The 26,847-nt window shown below is 56.8% G+C and carries 23 protein-coding genes; 3 read left to right on the forward strand and 20 right to left on the reverse strand.

Annotation, left to right across the window (positions count from 1 at the left end; all coding sequences use genetic code 11):
- Positions 1-772 precede the first annotated feature (772 nt).
- Positions 773-2,359: an EAL domain-containing protein gene (locus FB597_RS13340; protein WP_186442785.1), complete on the forward strand. Its 1,587-nt coding sequence runs from the start codon at positions 773-775 to the stop codon at positions 2,357-2,359.
- Here FB597_RS13340 and FB597_RS13345 read toward each other — a convergent pair.
- From FB597_RS13345 to gspG, 20 genes are all read right to left on the reverse strand, one after another.
- Positions 2,295-4,568, reverse strand: coding sequence for a CHASE2 and HATPase_c domain-containing protein (locus tag FB597_RS13345; RefSeq protein ID WP_255517168.1), 2,274 nt, complete (start codon positions 4,566-4,568; stop codon positions 2,295-2,297). The two genes, FB597_RS13340 and FB597_RS13345, sit on opposite strands and share 65 nt — an antisense overlap.
- A 199-nt stretch (positions 4,569-4,767) precedes the next feature.
- Positions 4,768-5,451, reverse strand: coding sequence for a response regulator transcription factor (locus tag FB597_RS13350; RefSeq protein ID WP_141913555.1), 684 nt, complete (start codon positions 5,449-5,451; stop codon positions 4,768-4,770).
- Between the two features lie 74 nt (positions 5,452-5,525).
- Positions 5,526-6,248: a phosphatase PAP2 family protein gene (locus FB597_RS13355; protein ID WP_144769819.1), complete on the reverse strand. Its 723-nt coding sequence runs from the start codon at positions 6,246-6,248 to the stop codon at positions 5,526-5,528.
- 222 nt (positions 6,249-6,470) lie between these two features.
- Positions 6,471-9,800 carry a hybrid sensor histidine kinase/response regulator gene (locus FB597_RS13360; RefSeq protein ID WP_141913556.1) on the reverse strand — a complete coding sequence of 1,110 codons (3,330 nt, stop codon included), beginning with the start codon at positions 9,798-9,800 and terminating at the stop codon, positions 6,471-6,473.
- Positions 9,801-9,811: 11 nt separating this feature from the next.
- A complete protein-coding gene (locus FB597_RS13365) occupies positions 9,812-10,486 on the reverse strand; it encodes a response regulator transcription factor (RefSeq protein ID WP_141913557.1) in 675 nt (224 codons plus the stop codon).
- Positions 10,487-11,129: 643 nt separating this feature from the next.
- Complete coding sequence (locus tag FB597_RS13370; protein WP_141913558.1) at positions 11,130-11,885, reverse strand: MCP four helix bundle domain-containing protein; 756 nt, start codon at positions 11,883-11,885, stop codon at positions 11,130-11,132.
- Positions 11,886-11,988: 103 nt separating this feature from the next.
- The gene (locus FB597_RS13375) at positions 11,989-12,576 is read right to left on the reverse strand and encodes a thioredoxin fold domain-containing protein (RefSeq protein WP_183405715.1); all 588 of its coding nucleotides are present in this window, start codon (positions 12,574-12,576) and stop codon (positions 11,989-11,991) included.
- A 93-nt stretch (positions 12,577-12,669) separates the two neighbouring features.
- The gene (locus FB597_RS13380) at positions 12,670-15,495 is read right to left on the reverse strand and encodes a glycosyl hydrolase family 18 protein (RefSeq protein ID WP_304599178.1); all 2,826 of its coding nucleotides are present in this window, start codon (positions 15,493-15,495) and stop codon (positions 12,670-12,672) included.
- A 123-nt stretch (positions 15,496-15,618) separates the two neighbouring features.
- Entirely contained in the window at positions 15,619-16,143 is a 525-nt protein-coding gene (locus FB597_RS13385; protein WP_183405714.1) for a type II secretion system protein, read from the reverse strand.
- Positions 16,130-16,528 carry a type II secretion system protein gene (locus tag FB597_RS13390; RefSeq protein WP_144769820.1) on the reverse strand — a complete coding sequence of 133 codons (399 nt, stop codon included), beginning with the start codon at positions 16,526-16,528 and terminating at the stop codon, positions 16,130-16,132. Before FB597_RS13390 ends, FB597_RS13385 begins: the two co-directional genes overlap by 14 nt.
- Complete coding sequence (locus FB597_RS13395; protein WP_255463866.1) at positions 16,503-16,952, reverse strand: type II secretion system protein; 450 nt, start codon at positions 16,950-16,952, stop codon at positions 16,503-16,505. Before FB597_RS13395 ends, FB597_RS13390 begins: the two co-directional genes overlap by 26 nt.
- Before the next feature lie 35 nt (positions 16,953-16,987).
- A complete protein-coding gene (locus tag FB597_RS13400; RefSeq protein WP_141913563.1) occupies positions 16,988-19,069 on the reverse strand; it encodes a secretin N-terminal domain-containing protein in 2,082 nt (693 codons plus the stop codon).
- Positions 19,070-19,097: 28 nt separating this feature from the next.
- Complete coding sequence (locus tag FB597_RS13405; protein WP_141913564.1) at positions 19,098-19,541, reverse strand: hypothetical protein; 444 nt, start codon at positions 19,539-19,541, stop codon at positions 19,098-19,100.
- Complete coding sequence (locus FB597_RS13410; protein WP_141913565.1) at positions 19,538-20,092, reverse strand: hypothetical protein; 555 nt, start codon at positions 20,090-20,092, stop codon at positions 19,538-19,540. The genes FB597_RS13405 and FB597_RS13410 overlap by 4 nt, the downstream gene beginning before the upstream one ends.
- The gene (locus tag FB597_RS13415; protein WP_141913566.1) at positions 20,089-20,619 is read right to left on the reverse strand and encodes a hypothetical protein; all 531 of its coding nucleotides are present in this window, start codon (positions 20,617-20,619) and stop codon (positions 20,089-20,091) included. The genes FB597_RS13410 and FB597_RS13415 overlap by 4 nt, the downstream gene beginning before the upstream one ends.
- Entirely contained in the window at positions 20,616-21,362 is a 747-nt protein-coding gene (locus FB597_RS13420; protein WP_141913567.1) for a hypothetical protein, read from the reverse strand. Before FB597_RS13420 ends, FB597_RS13415 begins: the two co-directional genes overlap by 4 nt.
- Before the next feature lie 4 nt (positions 21,363-21,366).
- Positions 21,367-22,998, reverse strand: coding sequence for a GspE/PulE family protein (locus FB597_RS13425; protein ID WP_141913568.1), 1,632 nt, complete (start codon positions 22,996-22,998; stop codon positions 21,367-21,369).
- 52 nt (positions 22,999-23,050) lie between these two features.
- The gene (locus FB597_RS13430; RefSeq protein ID WP_141913569.1) at positions 23,051-24,232 is read right to left on the reverse strand and encodes a type II secretion system F family protein; all 1,182 of its coding nucleotides are present in this window, start codon (positions 24,230-24,232) and stop codon (positions 23,051-23,053) included.
- Entirely contained in the window at positions 24,229-24,726 is a 498-nt protein-coding gene (locus FB597_RS13435) for a transglycosylase SLT domain-containing protein (protein WP_255463865.1), read from the reverse strand. The genes FB597_RS13430 and FB597_RS13435 overlap by 4 nt, the downstream gene beginning before the upstream one ends.
- Positions 24,716-25,156: a type II secretion system major pseudopilin GspG gene (gene gspG / locus FB597_RS13440; protein WP_141913571.1), complete on the reverse strand. Its 441-nt coding sequence runs from the start codon at positions 25,154-25,156 to the stop codon at positions 24,716-24,718. The genes FB597_RS13435 and gspG overlap by 11 nt, the downstream gene beginning before the upstream one ends.
- 180 nt (positions 25,157-25,336) lie before the next feature.
- Between gspG and FB597_RS20290 the strand changes: the two genes are divergently transcribed.
- Positions 25,337-25,483, forward strand: coding sequence for a hypothetical protein (locus FB597_RS20290; protein WP_183405713.1), 147 nt, complete (start codon positions 25,337-25,339; stop codon positions 25,481-25,483).
- A 482-nt stretch (positions 25,484-25,965) separates the two neighbouring features.
- Positions 25,966-26,790 carry a putative hydro-lyase gene (locus tag FB597_RS13445; protein WP_141913572.1) on the forward strand — a complete coding sequence of 275 codons (825 nt, stop codon included), beginning with the start codon at positions 25,966-25,968 and terminating at the stop codon, positions 26,788-26,790.
- The last annotated feature ends 57 nt before the right edge of the window (positions 26,791-26,847 follow it).

Here is a 26,847-nt window from a genome sequence, read left to right on the forward strand (position 1 = left end):
TATTGCCATTCACTCGACTGCGAATGCATGACGGCTCCTCGCCCACCCGGCCGACCGGATTATTGCAGCTTGCCATGCCAAAGACGCAGGAAGCTCGTTAAGAAATAATTAAGAAATATTGGCCCTGGAAAGAAGATTCGAGACAATCAAACTCGATAAAAATTGACTCCATGATTTAGCCGCCACGCCAAGAATGGCACCCCCAACTTCTATCGAAAAAGGTGAAAACGGAATACGCCTCTCCGCCTGAGTCCCTCAAAAAAGCCGCTGCCACGAAAGGCTCGCGGCAGCGGCGAAACAACTTTACCCGTAGGGAGGGGTGGGGTAGTGGGCAAAGCTGTACTACACGATTTACCTGGAGCGCGTTACCAATATAACTAAGCCTGGAGTCAGTTTATCGATTCACGGAAAGCCAGCGAATAGGCCAAACACCTAAAATTAGACAAGCGATATCACTAAATTTTTATTAATCGCTGCTGCCCGGGATTCATCTCAGGCACGGGACAGGGCGCCGTATTAGACTGATACACGGCCAACTCCCTCCAGCCTGCGCACATGTACGACGGACATCGCATCTGCAAGAAAATGCGTATCCATGGACGAGATCAGCTCCACGAAGTTCAATTCTTCTTGGAGTTCTATTGGCGTGTCTTTGAAATTCTTCCGCCTTTCATATAACTGCAGAAACCCGAATTCGGTTAGGGTTCGTTTTTTTAGAAGTTATCTATTTTTATTTTCAATCTAAATTCACAGCATGCGATTGAGCCCAATCATGCCGACGGCAAATTCCAGGAACATTGCGCTCGGCATCCTCCTTGGCATTTTCGTCGGTGCCGTTTCAATGCTGACCATGACCTGGCTGTCATGGCACGTCAAGTCCCGGGATCTCGATACCCATCTCGATTCCTACACAAGCCAGGCGCTTATCCATACCCAGAGTGCAGTCGCCGAGATAACTCGCACATTGACGAAACTCTCGGCCGACTCCTTCAACGCATGTTCGCCGCGGCACATCATCGCCATGCGCAAGGCCATGTTCGACATTGATGCGGTCAGGGAGATCGGCTATTTTGACCGAGACGACGTCCTGCAATGCACGACGTGGGGCGCAGTCGACCAACATATTCGCGCCAGACGTTCCGAGTCGCCCATACAGGATGGCGAACCGGCGGTGACGCCCCTGCGAACGCAATTGCTTGGGATCGACCAGGTGGTGGCCATAAGGTATGGAAACTACAACGCACTGATCAATGCCCGGGAACTGCTGAATATCCCGGTGAAAGGCGGCGTTCATCTGGCGCTGGCGCGCAAGGATGGATTGCTGATCGAGAATTCAGTTCTCAAGAGTTCCCAAGGAGCGCCGATAGCCCTCAACCCCACTCGCTTGGGCGACCTGCGGAAGGATTATTTGATCGTCACCAGGGCACTCGGCGACTGGACCGCCATCGCCGCCTTCCCCAGGCACATAGTGAATGGGCAAGTCAGGGCCGAAGCCAAATGGATCCTGCCCATTGGCGCCTTGATCGCCTGTGCGCTCGCCATCCTGTTCGTCCGTTTCTCCAACAAGACCCCTTCCCCGAAGGAAGAACTGCGCGCCGCGATCAGGACGAAAAACGTGATGCTCCACTACCAACCCATTATCGATTTGCGCACCGGACGCTGCCTGGGTGCAGAAGCGTTGGTACGGTGGAAAAGATCGAATGGGGAGATGGTCCAGCCCGATATTTTCATTCCGATGGCGGAGGACAACGGAATGATTGAGGATCTTACGGAGCACGCCATCGAAAGCGCCGTTCGCGATCTTGAACCGCTGCTTTCAAGCGATCGCTCGTTTCACGTTTCGCTCAACATCAGCGCGGACGACCTGAAATCCGGAAGAATGCTGGCGACCCTGGCCCGTGCCTTGGAAAACACTGCAATCGAGGCGCGGCAGATCTGGCTGGAAGCCACCGAACGCGGCTTCATCAATATCGACGAGGCGCGAAGAACCCTCGCGGCGGCCAAGGAACAAGGCTACGTCATCGCCATCGACGATTTCGGCACCGGCTATTCCAGCCTGCAGTATTTGCAGACCCTGCCGGTGGACATCCTGAAAATCGACAAGTCATTCGTCGGCATGATCGGCAAGAGCGATACGCCATTGATCGAACACATCATTGGCATGGCCAGGAGCCTGGAGCTGCACATCGTGGCCGAGGGCGTCGAAGAAGGCTGGCAGGAAAACTACCTGATCGAAAATGGCGTGGACCTGGTACAGGGCTGGCGTTACTCCAAGGCCCTTCCATTGAAAGACTTCATGTCATTTCATCATGATTTTCCCCGGCATCGGGCCAGGCGGGAACGATCACCGGAAAACTGATGGTAAAGCAACTTCCCGCATCCGGCGTCGATTCGACATCGACCGCGCCATCATGCTGCCTGACCACTTCCATGACGAAGGGCAGCCCCAACCCGACGCCGCGGCTCGGATCGCCGTGGCCGCCATCAACCTGGAAGAACGGCTCGAACAGCCGCGGGATGGCCGCTTCCGGTATGCCGATGCCTTGATCCCGGACAGATATCCTGACCTGCCCGGCCATCGTTGAAAGACCGATGGCAATCACGGTGCCGTTGCCGGAGTATTTGATCGCGTTATCGAGCAGGTTGGCCAGCGCGCGCAGCAGCATATGCCGGTTGCCGCATATGAATAGCTCGTCGGAGACGGCGGGGGCATCGATTTCTATTTTCTTCGCCAGCGCCTGATGCCATGCATGGTCGACGGCTTCGGACACCAAGTCATTCACGGAAACCGGGACATACGTGCTACGGTCCAGGTGCCCCGCCTGGGAGAGCTGGGTAAAATTCTGGGCCACGCTCAGGCTGTAATCGACAAGCTTGTGAATGTTCTCAAAGAGGCTTGGATCGGCCGCCACGCCTGCCTTGAGGCGCTCTTCCAGCAGAGACAACACGGTAGCGAGCGGGCTCCTCAAGTCATGCGCCATATGCCGCAAGGTCAGGCGATCGCTCTGCGCCGCGGAGTGAATATCATGGATATCCACCACGCTGATCATGCTGGCGTCGGAATCGTAGCGTTCTCCATTCATGAAAGGCGTCACAATCACCATGCGCATCCGCCCATTGAGCTCGCGCTCGAACGAGCGCACCGTGCCGCCGACCTTCGCCTCGACTATCTCCTGCAGGACATTGGCAAGGTCGGGGGGGTAGCGGATAGGCGCCGTAGCGTGAATCCCGAGCGACTCTAGCAGGATTCGTCCTTTTTCGTTACACAGGACAAGTTGCCCCCTCTCCTCGACGAACACGGCGTAGGGCAAGGTTTCGATCATCTCGATGTAGCCGGACTGCCACCCCCAGATCTGCTGCATCACCTGCGCAACCGCCTTCTGTTCATCGACGAAAGTCACTGCATCTTGCTGCGGCGCCGGCGCCATGGCGGCAAATCTGCCGGTGCCTATCTTTCCCTTCAATACCGCATATTCATCGTTAAGGAAATTACGCCAGCCATGGGCGCGCTGCCAACCGCACAATCCGAAGATGCAGCAACAACCGGCGATCACCGCACCAGGCGAAAACCAATACCTCCAGTACAACAGGAACGCCAGCTCGCCAAACGTAAACAAGGCCAGCCAAATCACGGCCATGGCATACATCGGCCAGCCGGTCAGCAGGACGCAAATCAATAGCATCCCCACCAACACCCCCGCATTAACCGCAAATTTCACCAAGAAAGAAGGATTGCGCAATACGTGCCCGTCCAACAGGGCCTCCGTAAGCATGGCGCTGGCTTCGGTGCCGCGCACACGGGTGCCGGGATCGAGGGAAAGGTTGAAGGTGCCGGCACTGTCGGAGACGCCGTCGCCGATATAGACGATGCGTCCCTTCCATGCGGTGTCGGGCACGCGCCCTTGCAGCACGTCGATATAGGAATACCGGTCAACGTCGATACGCGGCGGCATAAACACCGAAAGCACACCCTGCTTGACCTGCCCCAATCTGGAGACGCTATTCTGTATGTAGTCCCGCACGTCCCCGAACGGCAAGGCCATCCCCGCTTGCCGGATCGCCTGCAGCACAATATGCGGCAATTCAGCGCCCGTTCCCGGCAGTTTCACATAAGGCAAGATGCCTTGCACCAGGTGATCGCTGCCGATAACGATCGCCCGCTGCCCGACAGCCGCGGCGGCGGCCTGCAATTCCTGAGCCGGGAACTGCGCGATCTCCGGCTCCAGCGTATGAGGCAGGATGTGCACCGGCAATACCACTCGCCCTCGGCGCGCGATCGCATCGACCAGCACCTTCTCGCTTTCGCCGGCACAAGGAATGACCAGATCGAGCACGACACTTGCCGCGCCTTGCAATCGATCGAGTACCTGGGCATGCGAATAGTTGATGAAACATTTGCCGGCACCCAGTGCATCGACCGTTTTCTTGTCGATAATAATCACCGCCGTCTGGCTGAGGCCGCTATGAATGGCGTTGGTGGCGACGGACTGGCGATAGAGTCGGTCCAGCGGCGCGAAAGCCGCCTCGGTCATCGGCAGGACGGCGACGATGGACAGCAGCGCCGTCACCGAAATGAGCCTCCATCCGCCACGGGCGATTCTTTGCAAAAATTGCAACAAAAAATAAGGGGGAGTTGGCATTTTTTAGAATTAGAAAGGGATCTTCCCTGACACCCTCGCTCTGCCATTTGCGGAGCTAATCCACAGAAAAATGTGGCGCCGCCGCCCCCGTCACAGACCTCAACATCAACATCGACATGCTCCCCTTTCAGGCGAACTCAAGGCGGTAACCATAATTATAGATGGTAGATATCACCATCCCATTTTTGGCCCGCAATCCCAACTGGCTGCGCAGTTTGCTGACATAAGTGGCCAAGGTCGCGTCGTACTTCCGGTCGACCGATCCCCATATCTTTTTCATCAGGACATCCTTGGTCACGATACGGCCGGCGTTCGAAAACAGCATCGTGGCCAGGTCGAACTCACGCTGGGCCAACTCGACCGCCTCCCCTCCGACCGAAACGGTTCGGGCTCCGATGTCGATGGCGAACATGCCGACCCGGATCACTTGTGAGGCCTGCTCCTGCGGATAATATTTGCGCAATTGCGCCTGCACGCGGGCCATCAGCTCCCGCTCACGCAGCGGTTTGATCACATAGTCATCCGCGCCGGAGTTGAGGCCATGGACAATGTCAACCTCGCTGTCATGTTGCGTCACCATGATGACCGGCATCACGTCCGCAAACGAAGCGCGAACCCATTTCAGCACTTCGATCCCCGATTTACCTGGCACGTCCCAATCGAGCATGAGCAAGTCGATGCGCTGCCTGCGCACCAGGTCGATGAAGCTGTCCCCGTCATGGCACACCTCTGCATGATGGCCGGCCTTGGTGACCCACTGCGCAACCGCCGTCGCCTGCAACTCGATGTCTTCCAATATACCGATAATCATTTTTCCTCGCTTTGCGGCCGCACTAGCGATCCAGCAGGCCGAATCCCTCATCAACGTGCCATTATGACATTCCATTACCGCGCCCTGATCGCCGCGAACTCCTGCTTGGCCGCGGCCAACGCGGCCATGAACTCTTGGTTGCCATGCAAGGCTGCCACGATGGCGCTCCCCATCACACGGCCGGCCTCCACGTCGCTTTGCCAGTGCGCGCCGCATACCACACGGCTCTCGCCGTAGTCATATCCTCTCTTTAGCAATGCATCCTGCCGCGCCGGGTTGATTTCCGCCAATACCAGCGCTATCGCCCACCCGTATGTCGCGTGGCCTGACGGATAGGAACCGCCCCGGGCGAGCTTCGCGTCGCGCTGCGGCGTGCAGGAATGGGCATTATAGAAAACAAACGGCCTGATACGCCGGTAATGCTTCTTGGCGGAAGAAACCGCGGCGTCGTGGCTGTCGGCGAGCATTTTTTCCATCAGAGCGGAAAGCGCCGGCAGTGCATTCCGGTCGATAGTATGGCCGAACGCCTGGGAAAATATTGCGCCGATATGCAGATAGTCCGCGTCCTTGATCGCCATCGCCATTCGCGACCGGCCAGCACGCACGTTGTCACGTCTGTAATGCGCCTCATCGTTCAAAAATGCCGCCGAATCCGCCGCCGGAGGGGGCGGCAGGATAAACAGGCTGTCCGGCGCCTCCGATGGGGCAAGATACCCATGATGGACACCGGCCTGGGCATGGGCTCCGGCGGCGGCCATGATGACGAAACAAGCGATGGATGTTCGAGTGCGCTTCATTTTTTCAGTTTCTTTAAACGAAAATCTCGCCCGCAGATGCCATGCCGCGCAACCCGCTGTCTTCGCCCACGCACAGGCAGCGGTGAAAGTGTCGTGGGCAACAGTCCATCGTGGGGCTCAACGGGTGAAAATCGGAAGGGAGATTTCCCTCCCCGCGAGTTGCGGGAGAGGGTTCGGCTGTGTGCGCGCACCTGTCAATCGGCGCCAAGGGAAGGCCTGCCATCAACGTGCCGCCCCTGACTCCAGCCGTTCGACCAGTTCATTGATGCGCTTCAACCATTGAAGGCAACGCTTCTTCTCGGCAGAAAACGTGGATGCCAGGGAAACTCGGAAGGCATTCTGCAAGTCGAGGCTCTGGCGCGCCAGCTCCCTCTCGCCCAGGACCATCAATCCTCCCTGGATACGATGCAGCACTCGCCATGCATCGTCGGCCGAGGCGCTCTCCAACGCATTGGTCAATTGAGTCTCTTGCGCGGGCCACGTTTCCACAAATGCCGCGGCCAGCATCCTGGTCACTTTTTCCGGCACAACGGCGGCTTGCGGTTCCTGCGCCGGCATCATCACCTGCGCATGCCGCCGCTCCAGCGCCGCCTTTTCGATCACGCGTTGCAGATCCTTCAGCAGGACGGGTTTCTTCAATATGTCGAAAAAGAGATCCGACTCGGCAGGGGACAACGCGTGGGCGGCCGTGGCGGCCACTACGATGGCATCGGGCTGGAGCCGCATCACTTTCCTGGCCAGCTCGATACCGTCCAATCCCGGCATGCCCAAATCCGTGATGAGGATATTCGCAGGCTGCGCCATCCAGCGCGTCAACGCTTCCTGGCCATCCTTGGCCATGCGGACTGTAGTGCATCCCAGCGTCTCCAGTTGATGTTTGATCAGCAGGAAATTCACCAGGTCGTCCTCGGCGACCAGGATGTCCATCGAACGGGCGATTTCTCCGCTCAATACCGGTTTCTCTTTCACTTTCTTGCCGACCGCTTCGTCCCCGGCCAGCAGCGCATCGCGCCATGCATTGCGCGCGTACAGGCTGACATGGATCACCCCGTCCACTTCCTCCGTCTTGCCAACCGCTTGCGCCGATAAAATGACTGTCCTGACGCCGAGGCGCCCAAAGTCATTTACCCGCTCCTTGCGTCCGACGTCCGATAAGAGCAGGCACACGTCCGGCTGCGGTTCCACCTCGCCGTTCCACACTGTCGCGCCCCACATTTCGAAGAAATCTCGCAACATCCCTGCGTACTGCTGCAAGTCGCACCGGATATCGACGACGCGCCCGGCAAGGGGCCTGGCCTGCATTCCCTGGTCATTGCCGGCGATGATTTCCATTGGGATATCGAGACCGAAAGTGCTGCCCTGGCCGGGCATGCTGGAAAAATAAATCTTCCCGCCCATGAGCTGGGCAAGCTGGTGACACAGGAATAATCCCAAGCCGGTACCGCCGAACCGTCGGCTGATGGAGTCGTCAGCCTGCTCCAGCGGCTCGAAGAGACGCTGCTGCGCTTCGGGCGAAATGCCGATGCCGGTATCTTTCACCTCCAAACGCACCCATGCAACTCCGTGTTCCCGGCGCTGCAATTGCGCTGACAAGGTGACCATGCCGGTCTCCGTAAATTTGATGGCATTGCCAACCAGGTTCTGCAATATCTGCATCAGGCGATGTCCATCGCCGTTGAGGGGAATTTCCAGCGCCGGGGAAAACAGACAGTGGAATCCTAATTTCTTTCCGGCCGCCAGCGGAGCAAACAACTGCGCAACCGACTCCAGAAGATCGTTCACATAGAGCGAAGTCTTGGCAATGCGCAGTTCGTTGGATTCGATCTTGGTGACGTCGAGCACGTCATTGACCAGCTCCATCAATCTCGCGCAGGCGGTCTGAATCAAGTCGACACGCCGGCGCTGGGATACTTCCAGCGCTTCCTGGCTCAACAGCTCGAGATGCCCTATCGCGCCATGCAACGGCGTGCGAATCTCATGGCTCAGCTCGGCCAGGAACATGGACTTGGCCTGGTTGGCCCGGTCAGCCGCGCTCTTGGCTTCCAGCAGAAGCGCCTCATGCTCCTTCTGCACGTTCATATCGACCATTCCGAACAATAGTACGTCGCGGCCTGAAAATCGGGTCCGCGAGCAAACCAGGCCCAGGTAGGTTGCGCCACCTCCTGCCAGAACAATCTCGGCGACCATGACCGATTCCGTGTCCTGGCCCACGGCCTCTTGTTCGGCTGCGCTGGGGCATCCTGCGAAGTGGGCATGGAGATCGCTTGCCGACAAGTTTGAGGACGCCATCATTCTTGCCGCCATGGCATTTCTCAAGACATCATGGCCGGCGTGAGGATCGTAGACGACGATACCGACAGGGAGCGTCTCAATGATGCTTTGGCTGAATTGGCGCGATTCCGCCAGTTCCATGACGTTCTTGTGGCTTGGCTGGAATACGAACTTATCGAAATACCAGGTAGCTCCCCAGATAAAGATCAGCATGAAAAGGCAGCCAATAGCGCCGACGGCGACATCCGAGGAAATGTATTGAACGATTTCTTGCCACGAAAAAGCATAGACGATATTCCAGTCCGGCCCGTTGACATAGTCGATGAGAAAGAGCTTTCCCCCCTGGTAGAAATAATTCTTCCCGGGTTGCTCGTTGTATTGTTTGATGACCGCGCGAATCTCGCCGTCAAGACTGCCGTCGGCACGGTCGGCCGGCCTCATGAGAAAGGCGGGAAACGGCGCATTGTTGGTGACGAACAGCCGCCCTCCGTTTCCGTTCCGGAGAAAGAACTTCTGGAACTGCGCCTGGCGCACCCTGAAGACGATCGTGGCAAAGTAATCCGGCGCCAGATAGATCCGCACGGCAAACCTGGCAATCGCATCGCCGGGGCCTTCCTCATGTCCCGGCAACGAGAACCAGGCGAACCTGTTGCCGCGGCCGTCTGATCGGACAATGGCCATATCGTCCATGGCCTTGTCGGCGGTCTTGCTGCGGATATCGATATAGCGCCTGACGCCCATCGCGGCGACCAGATCTTCCTCCGCTTTATCCATTGAAGGATAGGTCACAAGGAATCTGTGGTCCGATGTATACAGGAATCCCTCAAGGATCAAGCCTTCCTTGTAGTGAAACATCGGCAATGCCGAGGCTTGTCCCAGCATCAGGAACAGCCTTTCCAGCGGCAGGCTGTTTTGGAGTACGCCGCCGTCGACCACGAACGAAAGCGGCATGGGGGACAGTTCCCCCGAATCGATGGATGTCACGACACCCGGTTTGATCCGCCCAAGGTCGATCGGAAAATGGAAAGTCCCATAGGCTTTCTGCAGGCGGGTGAACATCTCTGAGAACTGGGTCACCCTGGCGGAAAGGCGATCGACCTCCGTCTTGATATCCTCCTTTTGGCTGACGAAGTCGCTTATCTGGCGATCCCTGAACTCCAGAAACTCGCCATAGCCGAGCAAGATGAGGGCGATGACGATCATCACCGAAAGCAAAGACGATGCCCCATAAAGCATGCGCCGGTAAGACACCGATGGCATCATCACACTTGCTGCTGGCATCGCCCCTTCTTTCAGCGGTAAAGGCTGTGGTACGCCCGGCTGAGCTCGACGTCATTTTTCACGCCGAGCTTCTTCATCGCCGCAAGCTTCTGGTTACTGATCGTTTTACGGCTCCGGCATAGTTTTTCGGCGATTGCCCTGATAGGCATTCCTTCGCTGATCATGCGAACCACCACCAGTTCACGGGGGGACAATGAAGTAGCGCCGAAATCCGCGTCTTTCTTGTTGCCGCAAAGGTATGAAAAAAGAACCGTGGAAAGCGACGGCGCCACAAAAGTCTGCCCGGAATGCACCGTGGAAATCGCCTGGTGCAAGCAGGCGAAACTCGCCGCTTCCTTGCCGACGAAACCAGCTGCCCCGTATTCCAGGGATGAGAATATGCTATGCGGCTGGATGTACGAACTAAAGAAAATCACCCGCACTTCCGGCGCTTCCCGACGTATCTTCTTCAACAGATTCAATCCGTCGACATGCGGCGTATTCTCGAAAATGTAGTCGCACAGGAGCACGTCGACCTCGTCCTTCCCCAGTTTCGTGAACAATTGCTCAACGGTCTCCGCCGAGAAAACCAGATCAATGTCGTCGCATGTTTCCAGCATGGATTCCACCCCACGCAAGACCACCGGATAATCGTCCGCCACACCGACTCGAATGCATTTCTTCCTGAAAGAATCAACCGTTGCCATAATAGTTCTCACCTTTCTTCAAACGTCATGATGAATAGCCCGAAACTGACGACAGGATAGTGTGAGGAATGACAACACACGGAATACGAAACCTCGTTTTCTGCCCCGACAAGAGACGAAATAAAGTCTGAAAAAGCGCCGAAGGAATAGAAGAAACGGTCGGTTCCCCCAATAGAAATACCGCCCTAAACCACTATTATGACGACCGTCGATTGCCCAAGAAATAGGCCAAGGCCCCAAAAATCAGATGGGGAAATCGGCAAACTCCCTTCTCAAACAAGCATTGATGCAATTTAAACAAGCGGCATGGGAAGTCACGATCATTCGCTGCAATTGATATCCAGCGCCATAGATATCCTGTCCATATTCATCATTTTGCGGGAAGCATTGTCCCCACACGAATTTTCTCAACGATCTTTAAATACGCAATTAAATGGCGGCCGAACGTGGCATGGGCATTACCCGGGCCCAGGAAGGGGGAGTGGAAACGGCGAGGCGAGGCGACGCCGTGGTCATGGGCGAACGCATGCGCTGCTGCGAGGAGAGGATGACCGGCAAGCCATAAGCGGGTCTGGCGGTGTGCCTCGGGACAGTTTTCCAAGACATATTGCGTCGGGAGATTCTCCCGCACGCCAGGTTGCCGTCATCTGATCTGGCGGGCCAGCATCAGCAGGCGGTCGACCTGAGCTATCTCGTCGCCCACTTGCTGATCCCCCAAGCGCTCTCTGGCGACGTCATTGGCAAGCTGGCGTATCTGGCGGAGGTACTTCCAGATGGTATGAAAGACCAGCATCGCGACAATCAGCGAGAAGCCGACGCCGACGATACAAAATCCGGAGAACACCGCAAGGGAGATATCGACGCTATGGCTGAGCCCCAGGGAACGCAAGGCACTTTGCCGTGAGTTTTCCACATAGAGCAACCTTGAATTCTGCTCGATAAGAGAGCGCTTGGACTGCACCTCTCCGGAAAAAACCGCTGTCGCCTCTGCAAAATTATTTGATTCCAGCAGCAGCATCAATCTATCCAATGAGTTCAAATATTCCGGCAATATCTTGTCTATCTTATTTGCGATAACAGTCTCGGCGGAACTGCTTACACCGGACGCATAGTACATGCGCCAGCTCCGCTCCATGTCGTGCCGAAGGCGCCTGAGAAGAGCCTTCGCCCGGAAATTCTGCTCGAGAAGAGTGACAAGGACATATTCATTGAAAACAGCGTCTTTATGCCGAAAGTCGGCTATCTGGATCACTGGATCAAAATTTGACGTCAAAATCTGTGTCACCGCCTCCTCATTCTCTTTTAACTTCATATATCCAAGGCCGCCGATTATCACGCTGACAACCAAATTGACGACAATGAGCGCCCATAATTGCAACTTGATATCCCGAATCAGCATTTCCCCCTCCCTCAGGATTTATGAAATCCAAGTAAGACCTAACCCCACCTTCCCGTTTTCACTCTAAGCCGCTGATGACAGCCATTGAGCATCAACCCCAATATCATCGGTCGAACATCTCCGCCAACTGTTCGATGCTCCTCCCGCCGGTGAACGTTTCATACCTGTCCGCGGCAGCATTCCTGTAGAGAATCAACGGCACGCCTTGCGCGTTCATTTGCTTGAAAATTCGGGTGTTTTCGCTCACCTGCGACTCCTCATCGGGATGCGCGCCCGCCTTTATCTCGATTCTTCCACGGCTCTGGGCAAGTTGCGCTTCATGTTCGTTCATGGCGACTACCGGATTCGCGGCGGCGAGGATCCCGGCGCCGATGTGCATTGATGCGCCAGCGAGAAGACCGGTTGGAACCCAGGTGACATGCGCCTTTCCGGAAAAGGATTTCATGTTATTCCAAAGCTCGGAGCAATGGACGCACAAGGGATCGAAAAAGACGTAGGCGCTATTGACCGAAACCAAAGAACCTACTGAAAAGCCATGCGCCTTCGCGGCTAATTGATATTGCTGCGCGGAAGTCATCGCAGCGGTCTCCGGCGGCAAGACCGTAGTTTGGGCATTATCCTGGGAACAGCCGATGATGCTCAACACTGCAAGCTTCGAGAGACCGAGCAGGCCAAATTGACGACGGTTCATCATATTTCCTTATCAAATCAAAAAGCCCGACCGTGCCGTTTCCAATATGTATTGAAGAAATGGCACGGCCGGGCAGAGCATTAATCAATCAGCTTATTGCTTGTATTCCTCCCAGGCCTGATTCCAGGCGCTTCCCTTTCCTGGTTCATAAGCCCAGGCGGCCATGGAGCACCAGTTTGCGTAGGGGAATGGTTTGCAGCGATAAAGCTTCCCGTTATTTGCAACGACCTGGCCGGGGGCGTACTTCGTTCCTTCCTTATAGGGCGAATGTTTCCCGTCGTCCGTCTTGCCGCCGGTGTCGTCCTCCTTGCCGCCGGAGCTCTCACCGCCATAAACCGTCCATGCGTCTGTCCAAGCAAAGCCCTTCCCCGGTTCATAGGCAGAAGGAGCGGCCGAACACCAACCGGAATAAGGAAACGGTTTGCACTGGTATGTCTTACCCGCATTGGAAACAATGCTGCCTGCGCCATATTGGACGCCCGGCTTATATGCGGGATACTTCCCGCCGCCGCCATCGTCTTCCGAACTGCTCTTCTTTTTCACCTGCACAGTGTGCTTGGCAGTCGAAACAAGCTTGCCTTCCTTGACGTTGACGCTGAAAGTGAAGGCTTGGTCCTTGTCCAGTTCCGGCGCCTTGAAGCTCAGTGTCGGACCATCTTGCGTAGCATTCACGCCTTGCGGGACAACCCAGGAATAGCTCAATTTGGCGCCGCTTGAACTGCTGGACTTCGCCGCGGACAATACGACAGACTGGCCGGCCTCGGCCACTGCGGGTCCGCTCAGGCGAGCAACCGGCGGCTTGGGATCAGGCTTGTCGGGGTCGTCCTTCTTCGGCGATACGGTCACGGTAGTCTGTGCGGTATCCTTCAAGCCGGCCGGATCGGAAACCGTGACCCGGAACGTGTATTGCTTGGAGCTTGCGACGGCCGGAACGGCGACGCTGGCCTGCGCGCTGGAGGCATTGGTAATTTTCAAGGCGTCGCCCTGGATCTGCTCCCATCGGAAGGTCAATTTATCTCCGTCCGGATCACGCGATTTCGACGCATCCAGCGTCACTGCCGCCGGCCCCTCCACACGCATATTGGCAACGGCGACTGCAACCGGGGGGTGATTTCCCGAGGAACCGCCCTCCTCATGGCCGAGGCCCTTGTTCATTGCATTGAGGATGTCGCCGTTGTCGGCGTCGATCTCCCAGGAGAACAAGCCGCCCAATTGGTTCTTCCGGACATAAGCGCCCTTGGCCTGCACGGAACGCGCATCATCGAAGGTAATCAGATCGCCGGTACTCTTGTTGAACAGGTAAGGCGCTTCGGCAGCCTGATCGTAATTGTATTCATAGCCACGGATGCCGACATAGTCGGGGCCCAGCATGTCGGACGCGATCTTCTTGTAATCCAGGATTCCTTTTTCCCATTGGCCTGCATGCGGGCCCTTGGCCACTCCGGTGAACGGATTTCCATCCTTGTAGCCGGAAACGCCGGTCCATCCACGGCCGTACATGGCCGCGCCAACCACGATCTTCTTTGGATCGATACCTTGCTTGAGCAAGGCTTCCACCGAATTGTGAGTCGTAAATTTAGTATCGGGGCGATTCTTCGGCGCATACAAGGCGGTCTGGTGTCCCAATTCCTTAAGGTCCCACGCACCGTAGTAGTCGTACGTCATATCGAACAGGTAATCCATGTACTGCGTGGCTTGCTTGTAATCGATGACATTGACCTTTTCCGGCGGCGCGCCGATGGCCGAGGTCAGTTGATACGTCTTGCCGAATTCCTTGGACAACTTGTCAAGCCGCTGACGGAGCTCCTTCATCAAGGTGACGTACAGTTGCCCATCGGTCTGTGCATTGCCCAATGACGGCGTCGCGCCTTTCCCGCCGGGGAATTCCCAGTCGATATCGACACCGTCAAAGAACTTCCAGGTACGAAGGAAATTTTCTACCGAGTCGACGAATACCTTGCGCTTGGCCGGATCGTGCATGCGGAAGAACGGATCCGACAGGGTCCAGCCGCCAATCGATGGAAGAATCTTCAGATTGGGATTCTTCTTCTTTGCGGCCATCATCTGTCCAAGCACGCCCTTCAGAGGCGACTGCATGGTTTGTCCCGGCAGGGTCTTGCCGATTTCCGCCCAGGAATCGTGGATAGCCACGCTGAAATCCGGCAAGCCGGCGCATGCCTGCTGCAACGCCTGATACGGCTGTCCAGCCGCGCGCAGCGCTTCGTTCGTATCGGCGCCGCAAATCGGGACGAAGCCGTACAGGATGTGGGTCAGGTTATCCAGCGGCACCTTGTCGACACTGAAGTTACGTGCGTAGACCGACCAGCTGGTGAAGTATGTTCCCACCACGGCATCGGTGGATTGAGTGAACTTCTTGTTTTTCTTGTCGACGTTATCAGGCAGGTCGTCAGCCAGCTCTGGCACGGTGTCGAACACGGTCACCATGAGCGGATCACTGTCTGTCCAGTTGCCGTCGGCATCGAAAACGCGCACCTGCATTTTTTTCTTGCCAGGCGTCTTCACGTTCGCGACGACCTGGCCGCTTTGCGTTGAACCGGCCGACATGCGCACTTCCGAGGTTGGATCGATCTCGCCATCGATCACGGCAGCCGCCTTCACCGCGCTGCCGTTGCTCCAGATATCGAAAGGCAAAGGCACGTTCACCTTTTTATTGAGCTTGACGATATCCTTGTACGGCGAGGCGCCGCTTGCATTTTGAAGATTGATTTCCACAAAGCCGTGCGGAATGGAAGTAATCTCATATTGTTTCAAGGAGGGTTTTCCAGGAGCTGCGGCGGCAATATTGGAAAAGCACAAGAGACTGGCAGCAGCCATGGCTGTCAGCGTGAATTGAGGTAGGCCTTGGTTGTTCTTGCGTGTGGAGCGTGCTGCTGGGATTGCATTCGGTTTTGATTTCATGAGCATCTATCACGTGGTTAATAAACGTATCCCTAAGGACACCGTTCATTTTCCCGTTTGTGTTTAGAAGCACAATTTTTCTCAAGAGAATCTAAATTCCCTGTCATGCCAGGCGGTCACTCTTTATCGCTGGGATGGCATGACAGTCGGCGGATGATTGCCGGCCGCCCCGCTTGGATCAACACGTTGCTTATAAACGAATATCCAATCGCTGTAAGACTTCGCGTCATTGAACGCCGCATAGCCTTCGGGAAAATTCTGCCTCTTGAACGGCTTGCGATCGGTCTTGCTGAACACCCCCATGACGCCGCCATCCGCGGAACGGATTATCCCCCAGTCGGCGGAGCCGCTGATCGGATCAGGATAGATTCGGCGCAGGTGCCGAATCGGCTTGATCTGCCTGTTATCTTCGACGAGGTCATCAAGCGACAAGGGGTAGCGCCCTCCGCTTCCCGATTGAAAATAGCTTTCGATCGCAGCCCTGAATTGCTCCCCGACAAAAAGCAATTGGGCTTCCTTCTCCCGCTGCAGCATGGTCGAGCGCACCGTTGCCGCTTGCGCAGAAACGAAACCGATGGCCGATATCAGCAGCAACACGCCGATATAGGCTATCCCCGCTTGTTCTCGACGCGCTTTACCATGTCGCATAGGAGCTTCCATCCAAAGCCTTGCCCTTGGCGCCGCTGGTCACCTCGGCAGAATTATCGTCATCTCCCGCGTTGAAAATCCAGGATTCGGATTTCCCCGTGAGAGGGTCCACCGGCACAGCCCGCAAATAGCGCCCCTGCACCAAATTATCGAGCGTTTCGGGATTTTTCCCATGGTCCGATCGATAATCGTCAATCGCCTCTCGCATGATATGCAAATTGTGGCGCAGCACCGTTTCCTTGGCGCGATCATTTTGTTTCAGGTAGCCGGGAGCGACGAATGCCGTCAGGGTCGCGATGATCACCATCACCACCAGCAGTTCGATCAGCGTGAATCCATTGTTGAACGGGCGCTTCAACCTACCATTCATTGTATGGCGTGCCATCAAGCCCCTCCTTGTGACTGGAAGAGCGGATGTCAAAGACATCATCTCCCGATGAAAACGCTTCCGGACTGCTGTCGTAGCTACGCGTCTGCCAAGTGTCTTCGGCCTCCTTGCCGCTACATTCGCAGAATGGATCGGCAGGCATCCGGCGCAAAAAATACAAAGTGCCTCCATTGGCAGCCTGCTTGTCCGGAACGCCTTCCACCAATGTCCTCAAGGTCGGCGGATAGCCGCTGTCGTCGATGCTGCGTTCAATTCTTCCAGCATCGGACGCGTGCTTGTATGCGTCGATCGCCGAGCGAATCGTCATGAGAGCGCTGCGCAGCTCGGACTCCTTGGCGCGCTGCCTGGCCACCTCGCGTAACGGCATGGCCGCTGTCGCCAGCAAGCTCAGCAAGGTGATCGTGACCAGGAGTTCAATCATCGAGAATCCATGCATGGGACTTTTCGCGGAACGCTTCACGCCGATTCATCCAATCGCCTTGCGGCCGCGACCACCTCCGGATTGCCCGGAAAAAACGACAAGGCCGGCTCGCCTCCCCGCGACTCCAGAGCGCTGGTGCGCATCATGCCCATGCCGTTTCCGAAATGGCCGGCATCGCGGGCATCCCGCCCGTGGGTGTCCGCGCCGTTCTTCGGCATACCGGCGGGCGCCTCGCTGGCCACTTCTTTTGATGCATCCGCACCCGCTCCATGCGATTCGTCTCTTGCCGCCGCTGGTTGCGCCGCACCGATCGGCGCGCTGAGGTCGAAGTCCTGTTCCTGCTGCGGCCTCGCCGTTTTTGCCGCTTCCAAAGTCAATGGCTCGGTGGTGACGTTTGATTCGGTCCCCGTCAGGAAGGCGCTCACCGCCGATGCGGGCAAATCCAGGTTTCGTTCGATATGGGGCGTTATCAACAGGACGATCTCCGAACGCTCATCGCTGTTTCCATCCGAACCAAAGAGCCGCCCCAGCCCGGGGATCCGGGAAAGGCCCGGCAAGCCGTTGGCGCGCGTGCTTTCGGAGCGCTTGACCAGTCCGGCCAGGATCTGGGTCTCGCTGTTCCTGGCGGTCATCAAGGTCTGCGCGTTGCGCGTTCCCAGCGAATAGGCAACCAGTCCGGTCTTGGTGGTGTGCTGCGACAAGATATTGCTAACTTCCATGTCCACCTTGACGCTCACTTCGTCATCGAGGCTGATGCGCGGTTCAACGCGCAGAATCAATCCCACGTCCTGGTATGACACCGACTCGGAAACCACGCCATTGGCATTGGTTGTGGTGACGATCGGCACACGCTCACCGATCTTGATACTGGCCTTTTCGAGGTTGCGCACCCGGATTTTCGGGTTGGCCAAGGTCTTCGTCCGGCCTTGCTTCTGGAGCATGTCGATGGCCAGCGACAATGCGCCTGAATTGCTCGAGACATTGATGCGGTCGCGGTTGATCCGCATCAGATCGCCCAGCGTCAGCTTGCCGCTTGCCGCGTCAGGGGCCGGCCCGAACTGCAATTTCTCAGGATATTGCACGCCAAGATCCACGCTGTCGTTCATATTGACTTCCAGGATCTGCACGTCAAGGGTCACCTCCGATTGCGGGATGTCCAATCCCATGACAATCCGTTCGGCGGCAATAAGACTATCCGGCTTGTCCCGCACGATGACTGCATTGACCCGTTCGTCCACATAGACGTCCTTGGGCTTGATCACTTGCCGCAATGCGCTTACGACCGCCTTGGCATCGGCATGCGAGAGGAAAAAGGTACGGACCGCGTAATCCTGGTAACTACGCGCTTTCTCGGGCGTGGCGGGATAGACCAGCAGCGTATTGCGGTCCAGCACCTTCTTCTCAAGCTGGTTGGTCTTCAGCAAGAGATTGATGGCGCTCTCCGTTGTCGTCTTTTCGGCGAATATGCTTGCGGTCCGGTTGACATCCACATCGCCGTCAAAGACGAAATTGACTCCCGAGACCCGCGAGATCGACTCGAAAATCGTCGCGATCTGTTGTGACTTGAAATTCAGGCTGACCTGCTTGCGCAGCGAGGCGGAAAGTTGCGGATGCATTGACCGTTTGGCTTCGTCGGCGCGCAGCAATTCATCGCGCAGGCGCCGTGCTTGCGCGTGATTGGGCTGCTCGGACAGGATTCTTCCCAGGATTTCCAATGCTTCCTGCTGGCGATGCTCGCCGTACGAGCGGGCTTTCTCCAAGGCGGCATCGGTCCTGGCCTTTTGCTGGAGACGCCGCAGTTCCTGCCGGACCTTGAAGTTTCCGGGATCGGCTTGCTGCGCATTGTTCAGATGCTCGATGGCAGCGTGATCGCTGCCGCGCGCGCCGGCCTGTTGCGCCGCCTTCAGTTCCGCCTGGACATAGTCCTGGCGCCCTATCTCCATCGCTGTCGCGGCGCGGATATCTGCCGGACGCGATTGTTTCAACTGCGCCAGTCCGAACTGCTCTTTCGATGAAGGCGGCGTGCCAGACCTGTCATGGCCGGCCAATGGTAGTGAGCCACACCCTGCCAGTGCGGCAGCGCAAAGCAATGGCAACAATCGGTAAAGTATTTGCATATTCAAGTGTCTTCGCTCAAGGAAACCGTCATGACAGATCCAGCGCATGGAGCATGCCGTCACTGCCGGCAACGATCAGTGCATTGCCGTTCATCTTCTTGAACCGGTATCCATCGGTAATTTTTTGATCAACAAGAACAGCGCCGCGGATATTGCACGCTGATGAACATAAGATAAATGTCTCCCCTTTGCGCTCCAGGATCACCATGCGCATATTGCGTTCCAGCCATTGCCCCACCACCGCGAACGGCGGCGGCAAGGGAACCGGATCGGAAGGCGGCGGCGGGGAAGGTTCCTCTGGATTCTCTTCCTGCGCGGGCGGCGCATTGATGGCGCCGAGCGAATCCCAGCTCTGAACGGCGAATATATCGACGATGACGTCCTTCGCACCGGCATTGGACGATCCTGGAAAAGCGGGTGTGGCCACCGTGCAGACCAGCGCGAGAAGACATGCCTGCAATGAACGCCTCATGAATCCGGCCCCAGCAAGGTAATCTTCAGATCCACGTTGACCACCGGGCTTTCAATGCTTTCCCGTTCGACGGAAAGCCGCTCGATGCGCGCGGCGGGCTGGTCGGCTATTTCACGGATGGCGGCTCGCAGCCCGCTATAGCTGCCCGTCATCGCCATGTCGATGGTGAGCCGCCGTAATTTCCCTTTTGCCTCTATCTGGCGGCTGTAGGTGGCTTGCTTTCCTGCAAGGCCATGGCTTTTCAGGATCTGGAATATCGAATAAGCCTGCGCGCCGCTCTGCAAACGCTGTACCTCGCGCAAGGTCAGGTTTGGCTTTCCTTGGTGCATGCGCGGCTCCGGCATGGCCTGGAGCCTTTTCTCGCTCTCATCGCGAACGGCCTCCAGATGGCTTGCATGGGACTGGATGAAAAAAACATTCGTCACCACCAAGGCCATCAGCACGGCAGCCATGATCAAACCGGGCGCCCCCAATCTGCGTTTGGCCAGATAGCCCTGCCAACGAAGCCTTTCAAGCGACGCGACATGTCCTTTCGTATTCAAACTAATCATGGATTTTCAACGCTCAATGTGAAGAAGCGAATGGTTCTTCCACCTTCAACTTTCAAATGGTGCTGCAAAAGGCCGACGTCCCTGCTCCCGGGTTGCTCGCGCAAACGGTCGATGAATGTGTATATGTGCTCCAGCTTGGCCGCGCCTCCTTCGATACGGACATGACGGCCGGCACGCTCCACGACAATTGACTGCAACGCAATCTCGGGCGTCCACGCATGCTCGATCCGATCGATCACCGATATTCCGGAGCCGGTCGCATTCATGCCCTGCTCCTTCAGCACTTTCTCGATATGCCGCTCCTGCGGCGACATTCTTTTATGGCGCTGCGCTTCACGTTCATTTGCGCGTTTCCTCTGTTCTATCCTGTGTTCGATCGTCTCGATCTCGGTGCGCGTCTGGTCGATTTGCGAGATGCCTTCCACGGCCAGCGCCAGCATCAATCCCGCCGCCGCCATCAACGCCATGGTCAACGTCGTGAATTTCCATCGCGGCTGTACGAAATCCAAACCGGGCAGTTGCTTCATGTCGCAGCCCCCTGGATTTTCTTCGCCGCCCTGTCGCCGCCCCAGGCATCCAATACATGGAAAGCACTTTCGCCATCCACGATTTCTGGCAATTCACCGCAAACATATGTCTTTTCCGGCAGGGGCTGCTTTGTCAAAAGCGATCCTGCCGCAAGCCATGCATCCAGTCCATGTTCGTTACGCGGCAGCGTGATCAGATCGCGCCACCCGTGCTGGCCGCGATACAGGCAAGTGAACACCTCCGGCTCAACCAGCATGAAACAGTACTCAGGCTCCTTCAGTGTCGCCGCGTGATGAAAAACCGACATGGTGAGCATGTCGCTCAATGTCTCCAGACGCCATCCGGTGGCGGTACAGACCTCCTTGATCGCCCCCACCAGATCGGAACACAACGCGCTCGCCAGACGGGTGGCCCCATAGTTCGCCGCTTCCACGGCGACTTCCCAATCAAGGCGGTTTATGCTCCTGGCGATCAACGCGCTGGCGTAAGTCTTCCAAGCCGCGTCCGAGAAGAGCCCCTCCTGCCACGGAAGCACCGCCGCCTGCGCCCAGGGGCTGCCGACCGCGACATGGATTCGATTGCGAAGCAGGGGTTTGACCCTGGTTTGCTCCTTCAGCAGCAAGGCGATCGTATCGATCGGCCGGTCGCCATGCAAAGCGACGATGCTGGCCGGACCGTCGCCTCGTCCGGACGACGGGGAAAGGCGCTGAAGATGGACGGTCGTGGCGTCCAGTCGCAGCATGATGTCATTCCATAGCGATGGCACGCTGCACCTCCTGGAATGTGGTCAGTCTGCGTCGGACGGCGTTGGTCGCGGTTTCACGCATCGAGCGGTAGCTCGGGTTGCCGGCCAAAGCCCGCATGCGCGACTCCATCGATCTTTCCAGCAATGCCGCCTTCATCGCGGCATCCATCGTCAGCACCTCGGCCAGGCCGATGCGGCCGCTGTATCCGGTACCGCGGCAGACCTCGCAGCCGGCCCCTGGAACGACGACCGTCTTGAGCTGATCGAGCGGCATCTCAGCGAGATCCGCGCGACCATCGCCGTCCTCGCCGCATTGACGGCATATGCGACGCACCAGGCGTTGCGAGATGACGCCATTGAGCGCTTCGAGGAAAGTGGACGGCTCCACTCCCATGTAGATGAAACGATCGATCACGCTGAAGCCATCATTGGCATGTACGGTGGAGAAAACACGGTGGCCGGTAAGCGCCGACTGTACGGCTATCGACGCGGTCTCGGCATCGCGGATTTCGCCAACCATGATCGTGTCCGGATCATGGCGCAAGATCGAGCGCAGGCCCAACGCGAAACTCAGTCCCTTTCGCTCATTGACCGGAATTTGCGATACACCATCGAGTTCGTATTCGACCGGATCCTCGATGGTGATGATCTTGTCGTCTCCGGTGTTGATGCCCGAGAGCATCGCATACAGTGTGGTCGACTTGCCGCTGCCGGTTGGCCCGGTCACCAGCGTCAGGCCATAAGGCCGTTGGGAAAGTGCGGCAATGCGATCGGCAGTGAAGTCATCAAAACCCAAGATATCGAGATCCATGCCGGTACGCTGTGCGCGATCGAGCACACGCAGCACGGCATTTTCTCCATAGACGCCAGGAATGATGGATACGCGAAGATCGATTTCCCTGCCGGACATCCCGATCTTGAATCGCCCGTCTTGCGGTATGCGACGTTCGGCAATATCCAGGGTGGCAAGCACCTTGAGGCGGGACATGGTCTGCACCGCCATTTCCCGGTTGGCGATCTGGCGTATCGACTGGAGCACACCGTCGATGCGATAGCGGATCGACAGCCCCTCCGCGGTCGATTCAATATGGATATCGCTCGCCCGATACTGAAGCGCGTCATGCAATGTGGAGTTGACCAGGCGGATCACCGGATTTTCATCCTTGGCGATCGTTGCCAGCGAGATCAGCTCCACCGTCATTCCGGCCGTTTCGTCGGACGCGTCAATGGCCATATTGTCCATCACGCGCTCGCTGGATTCGGCCTCGTCCAACAGGCGTTCAACCTCACCGGGCTCGCCCATGGACAGCGCCATCTTCTGGCCGAAGAAACGTGCGAGCAAGGCTTCCCTCACCTGCCGGTCAAAAGGATCCGCAACGATCAGGCGACGCTCGCCATCGATTTCCACCGGCAAGACGCGCAGCGTCAATGCGTCGTGTACCGGCAGCATGTCGAAGCATGTGGTGGCGCGCGCCAGTTCCGCACGCGTCGTCAGCGACAGGCCGCAACAGGCGGCCACGTCGATGGCGTCCGCCTTTCCCGCTTCAATTTTTTCCTGCAAGCTGCGCGACAGGCTTTCGCCGGCGGCATGCGCGTCTTTGTACCATTGATTGGCGATTTCCCGGTATTGCATCGTATTTTTTCCGTTAGTATCAGCTACCTGAATGGCGCCGTTGAAAGCCTCATCAGATACTGTCGGCCAGACTGAAGATGGGCATGTACAGCATGATCAGCACGGCGCCCACGGTGGCGCCCACCACCAGCATGAGCAGCGGCTCAATCACCTTGCTCAGCAATTCCACCGCGCGGTCGAGCTCCGCATCGTGGAACTGGGCGACGTGCTCGCACATGCCGCCCAACTCTCCGCTTTGTTCGCCCGCTCGCAATAGGCGCTCTGCGACGGACGTAGTCAACGCATTTTCCTTGAGCACCTCGGACACCAGGCGCCCGCTACGCAGCGCGCCCACCGAAGCCTCCAGGCGCGGCTGGAAACGCGCCGGCAGGATCCCGCCCGACAGTTCAAGCGCCTCGATCACCGGCGTGCCGCCTGAAATGAGCAAGCCGATGGTCCGATAAAATCGCGTCAACACGAACAAGGCGCAAATGTCGCGTACCCAGGGCGTATTCCAGACCAGCCCTGCCGCCTTGCGCTTGAACATCGGCATCCTGACGACGAATACCACGCCGCAAAGCGTTGCCGCCATTGCTGCCAGCACAAGGCCGCCGTGTTCATTCAGCAGATGCGACCACCACAACATCGCCCGCGCCGAGGAGGGCAAGGTGCTCATGGTTTCAAACACTGCCGCAAACCGCGGCACCACGAAGAAGGCCATGAAAAACAACACGCAGGCCCCCACGCCGACGACCACGAGCGGATAGATCAGCGCGCTGACGACGCGCTTGCGGATCTGTTCGATCCTGGCCTCATATTGCTGGTAGCGCCGCAGTACCATCGGCATCTGTCCGTTTCCCTCCGACGACGCCACCGTTGCCACCAGCAGCGCCGGAAAAATCTTCGGATGCCTTTGCAATGCGCGAGAAAAAGGCTCGCCTCCATACATCGCCGCCAGGATCGAATCAACCACGTGACGGCGAAAATGGCGTGCATCGGACTTGTCGCGCAACGCTTCGAGCGCCTCGACCAGAACCAGGCCAGCATTGAGCAAGGTGGTCAGTTCCTGCAGGAACAAGGGCAGTTCGAATTTTCCTTGCGCCTTGTTTCGACGCCGCATCGCCGTCTTGCGAATTTCCAGCACGATATGCCCCTTGGCGCTTTCGCTGTCTCGCACATGCGCTTCGCTGGAGCCTTCGACTTCTTTATGAACCAGCTTTCCGGCGACGATCATCCGCACCTTGAACTGGATCATCGCCAATCCCACCATTTCTGCACGATGCGCTTGCGTTCCATCTGGTCTTTCTTCAGCTTGGTGAATTTCACCCAGACCTTGGTCGCATAACGTCTGCGCGCCTCGTCGCGGTCCGGTGAAGATCCGGCGTTGTAGGCGCCCACGGCCGCCCAGGTGTAGCCGTGTGTTTCAATGAACCCGGCGAGAATGATTGCGCCGGCCTTGATCGAGGTACATGGCTCATACAGTTTTTCCTGCGTGATGCCCGCTGCCCTCAGGTAGGAGAAATTGGCGCTATTGATCTGCATAAGGCCGACATCGTAGGTGCCATTGCGGTTATGGTTGATTGCCTTCGGATTGAGCGAAGACTCCACCTTGGCGATAGCCACCAGCAACAGCGGATCAATGCCATATGCCGCTCCGACGCGGTTCCAGCAGTTTTCGGCCCAGGCGGGCAAGGCAGGGAAACAGAGAAAAAGAAGCGCTGCCCACCGCCGCATCGCCCTATAGACCATAGACGATATCCTCATCCACGCTCCCCCCGCCGATCTTTCCGTCGCGACCAAGCGACACGATTTCAGCTTCGCTGTCGCGCCCCGGCACATTCCACTGATATGGCCGCCCCCATCCGTCGTTGGGCACGTCCTTGGCCAGATACGGCCCGTTCCAGCCTTCGCTGTCGTGCGGTTGAACCACCAGCGCCTGCAACCCTTCCTCGGCTGTCGGATAACGGCCGGTGTCAAGCCTGAATTGCGTCACGGCGTCACCCAGCGTCTTCATCTGCGCCTGGGTCGAACGTACCTTTGCCCGATCCACTTGCGTGAAAAGTTTGGGACCAACGTAGCTCGCCAGCAGCGCAATGATCAATAAAACCACCAACAGTTCGAGCAAGGTAAAACCTCCCTGCCTGTTGCCGGAGAGTCGTTCGTTGATTCTGCGTTTCATGAATGCGTCCTATCGTATCGGGGAGAAATGCCGGCGGCCAGATGAAACGTCGCATCCTGCGGCGTCGCCCAACCGATTGGCGTCTATAAAACAATGACGACATTGTGAAAAAATCCACGATCGGTAGCCAACTTCCTCAATGCTTTCTAAACATTTGAGGGAAATTAACTAGCCGCCGACATGAAAGCTATCGCCGGGGATCATGATTTTCGCAATGGGAAATGGAGGAAATGCCATGCAGAAAGCAAGCTCACGCTGGCGCAAATTGCCTTTGCACTGAAATGTGCTCAGCTGGCTGTAAATTCCTGTGGATTTTTCCGTAAATGAGCGCTTAGCGAGATGCTGCTCTACAACTTACGATGGCGTTCTCTTATCGGAACTGCTGGGAATGCCCCTTGATGAAGATGGCATGATGCTGCGCCGGAGATGAAGACACCGACTGAGAAATTTTCTTTGGCAGCATAAGGCGAGAAGGTCTCTCAGGGGCATTACATGACTGCTAGAGCAGATCAATGAAACAAGACTTCCGCTTGCCCTCTGTCCGAATTTCCGGAGCCATGGCTACATTTCATTTTACATGTGTACGGTTTTACGAATTGAGGTCAATGTCTCACCGATATTTGAGGCAATACCCCATATTCATAGCGTGTTATTTGATCCAAGATTCCGAGTCGGAACACATTAGTTCCAAACCAACAACTAATCAACTATAAAAATACCTGCTGGGTTCCCGAAAAACACAAACTTGCCGTTTGTCATATTTCGTTTGATCGGGTCTCAGGGGTCTCAGTGTTAGTCAGGAGACAAAAATGCATAACTTTACTATTTCCCAGGATCGGAAACTATCTGGCTTAACATCGCAATCCAGCGCATTGGAAGTGCGCCTGGCTGCTCGTGATGGACGACTTTCCGGGCATACCAGTGGTTTGGCGAGCGCACATGTTCAAGTTAATCTTGTGATCCTGCCGGCTAACTTGGCTGAAGATTTTCGGCGCTTTTGCGAACTGAACCCGATTCCCTGCCCCCTGTTTACCTGGTCTGAGCCGGGGGCCCCATTGCTGCCTGTGCTGGGACGTAATCTTGATGTCCGTACCGATGTACCCCGCTATCACATATGGAAACACGGCGCGCGCGTAGCGGATGTCACTGATTTACGCGAATGGTGGCGAGAGGACCTTGTTACTTTTGCCCTGGGTTGTTCCTATTCGTTCGAGCACACTTTGTTAGAAGCCGGGATTCCATTGCGTCATGTGACCGAAGGACGCAATGTAGCGATGTACCGCAGCAATATACAAACAAATCAGGTTGGCATCTTCGCCGGCCCAACTGTCGTTTCGATGCGCCCGCTCAAGGCTGCTGACGCAATTCACGCAGTTCAACTCACCGCCCGAACTCCACGCCTGCATGGCGCTCCGATTCATATCGGCAACCCCGAACTGATTGGCATCAATGATCTTAGTCGACCAGACTATGGAGATGCGGTTGCCATACTCGACGATGAACTACCCGTTTTCTGGGCCTGCGGTGTTACCCCTCAGGCCGCCATTTCTGCTGCATGCCCGGAATTTTGCATCACCCACGCTCCAGGCTGCATGCTTGTGACTGATCTGCTGAATGCAGAGCTCCTAAGCTGATCAGTATAGAAACGTACGGGATGTTCCTCTAGTCGTTATCTATCTGGATTGGATGGT

The organism is Herbaspirillum sp. SJZ099 (assembly GCF_007828355.1).
Taxonomy (GTDB): domain Bacteria; phylum Pseudomonadota; class Gammaproteobacteria; order Burkholderiales; family Burkholderiaceae_D; genus Herbaspirillum.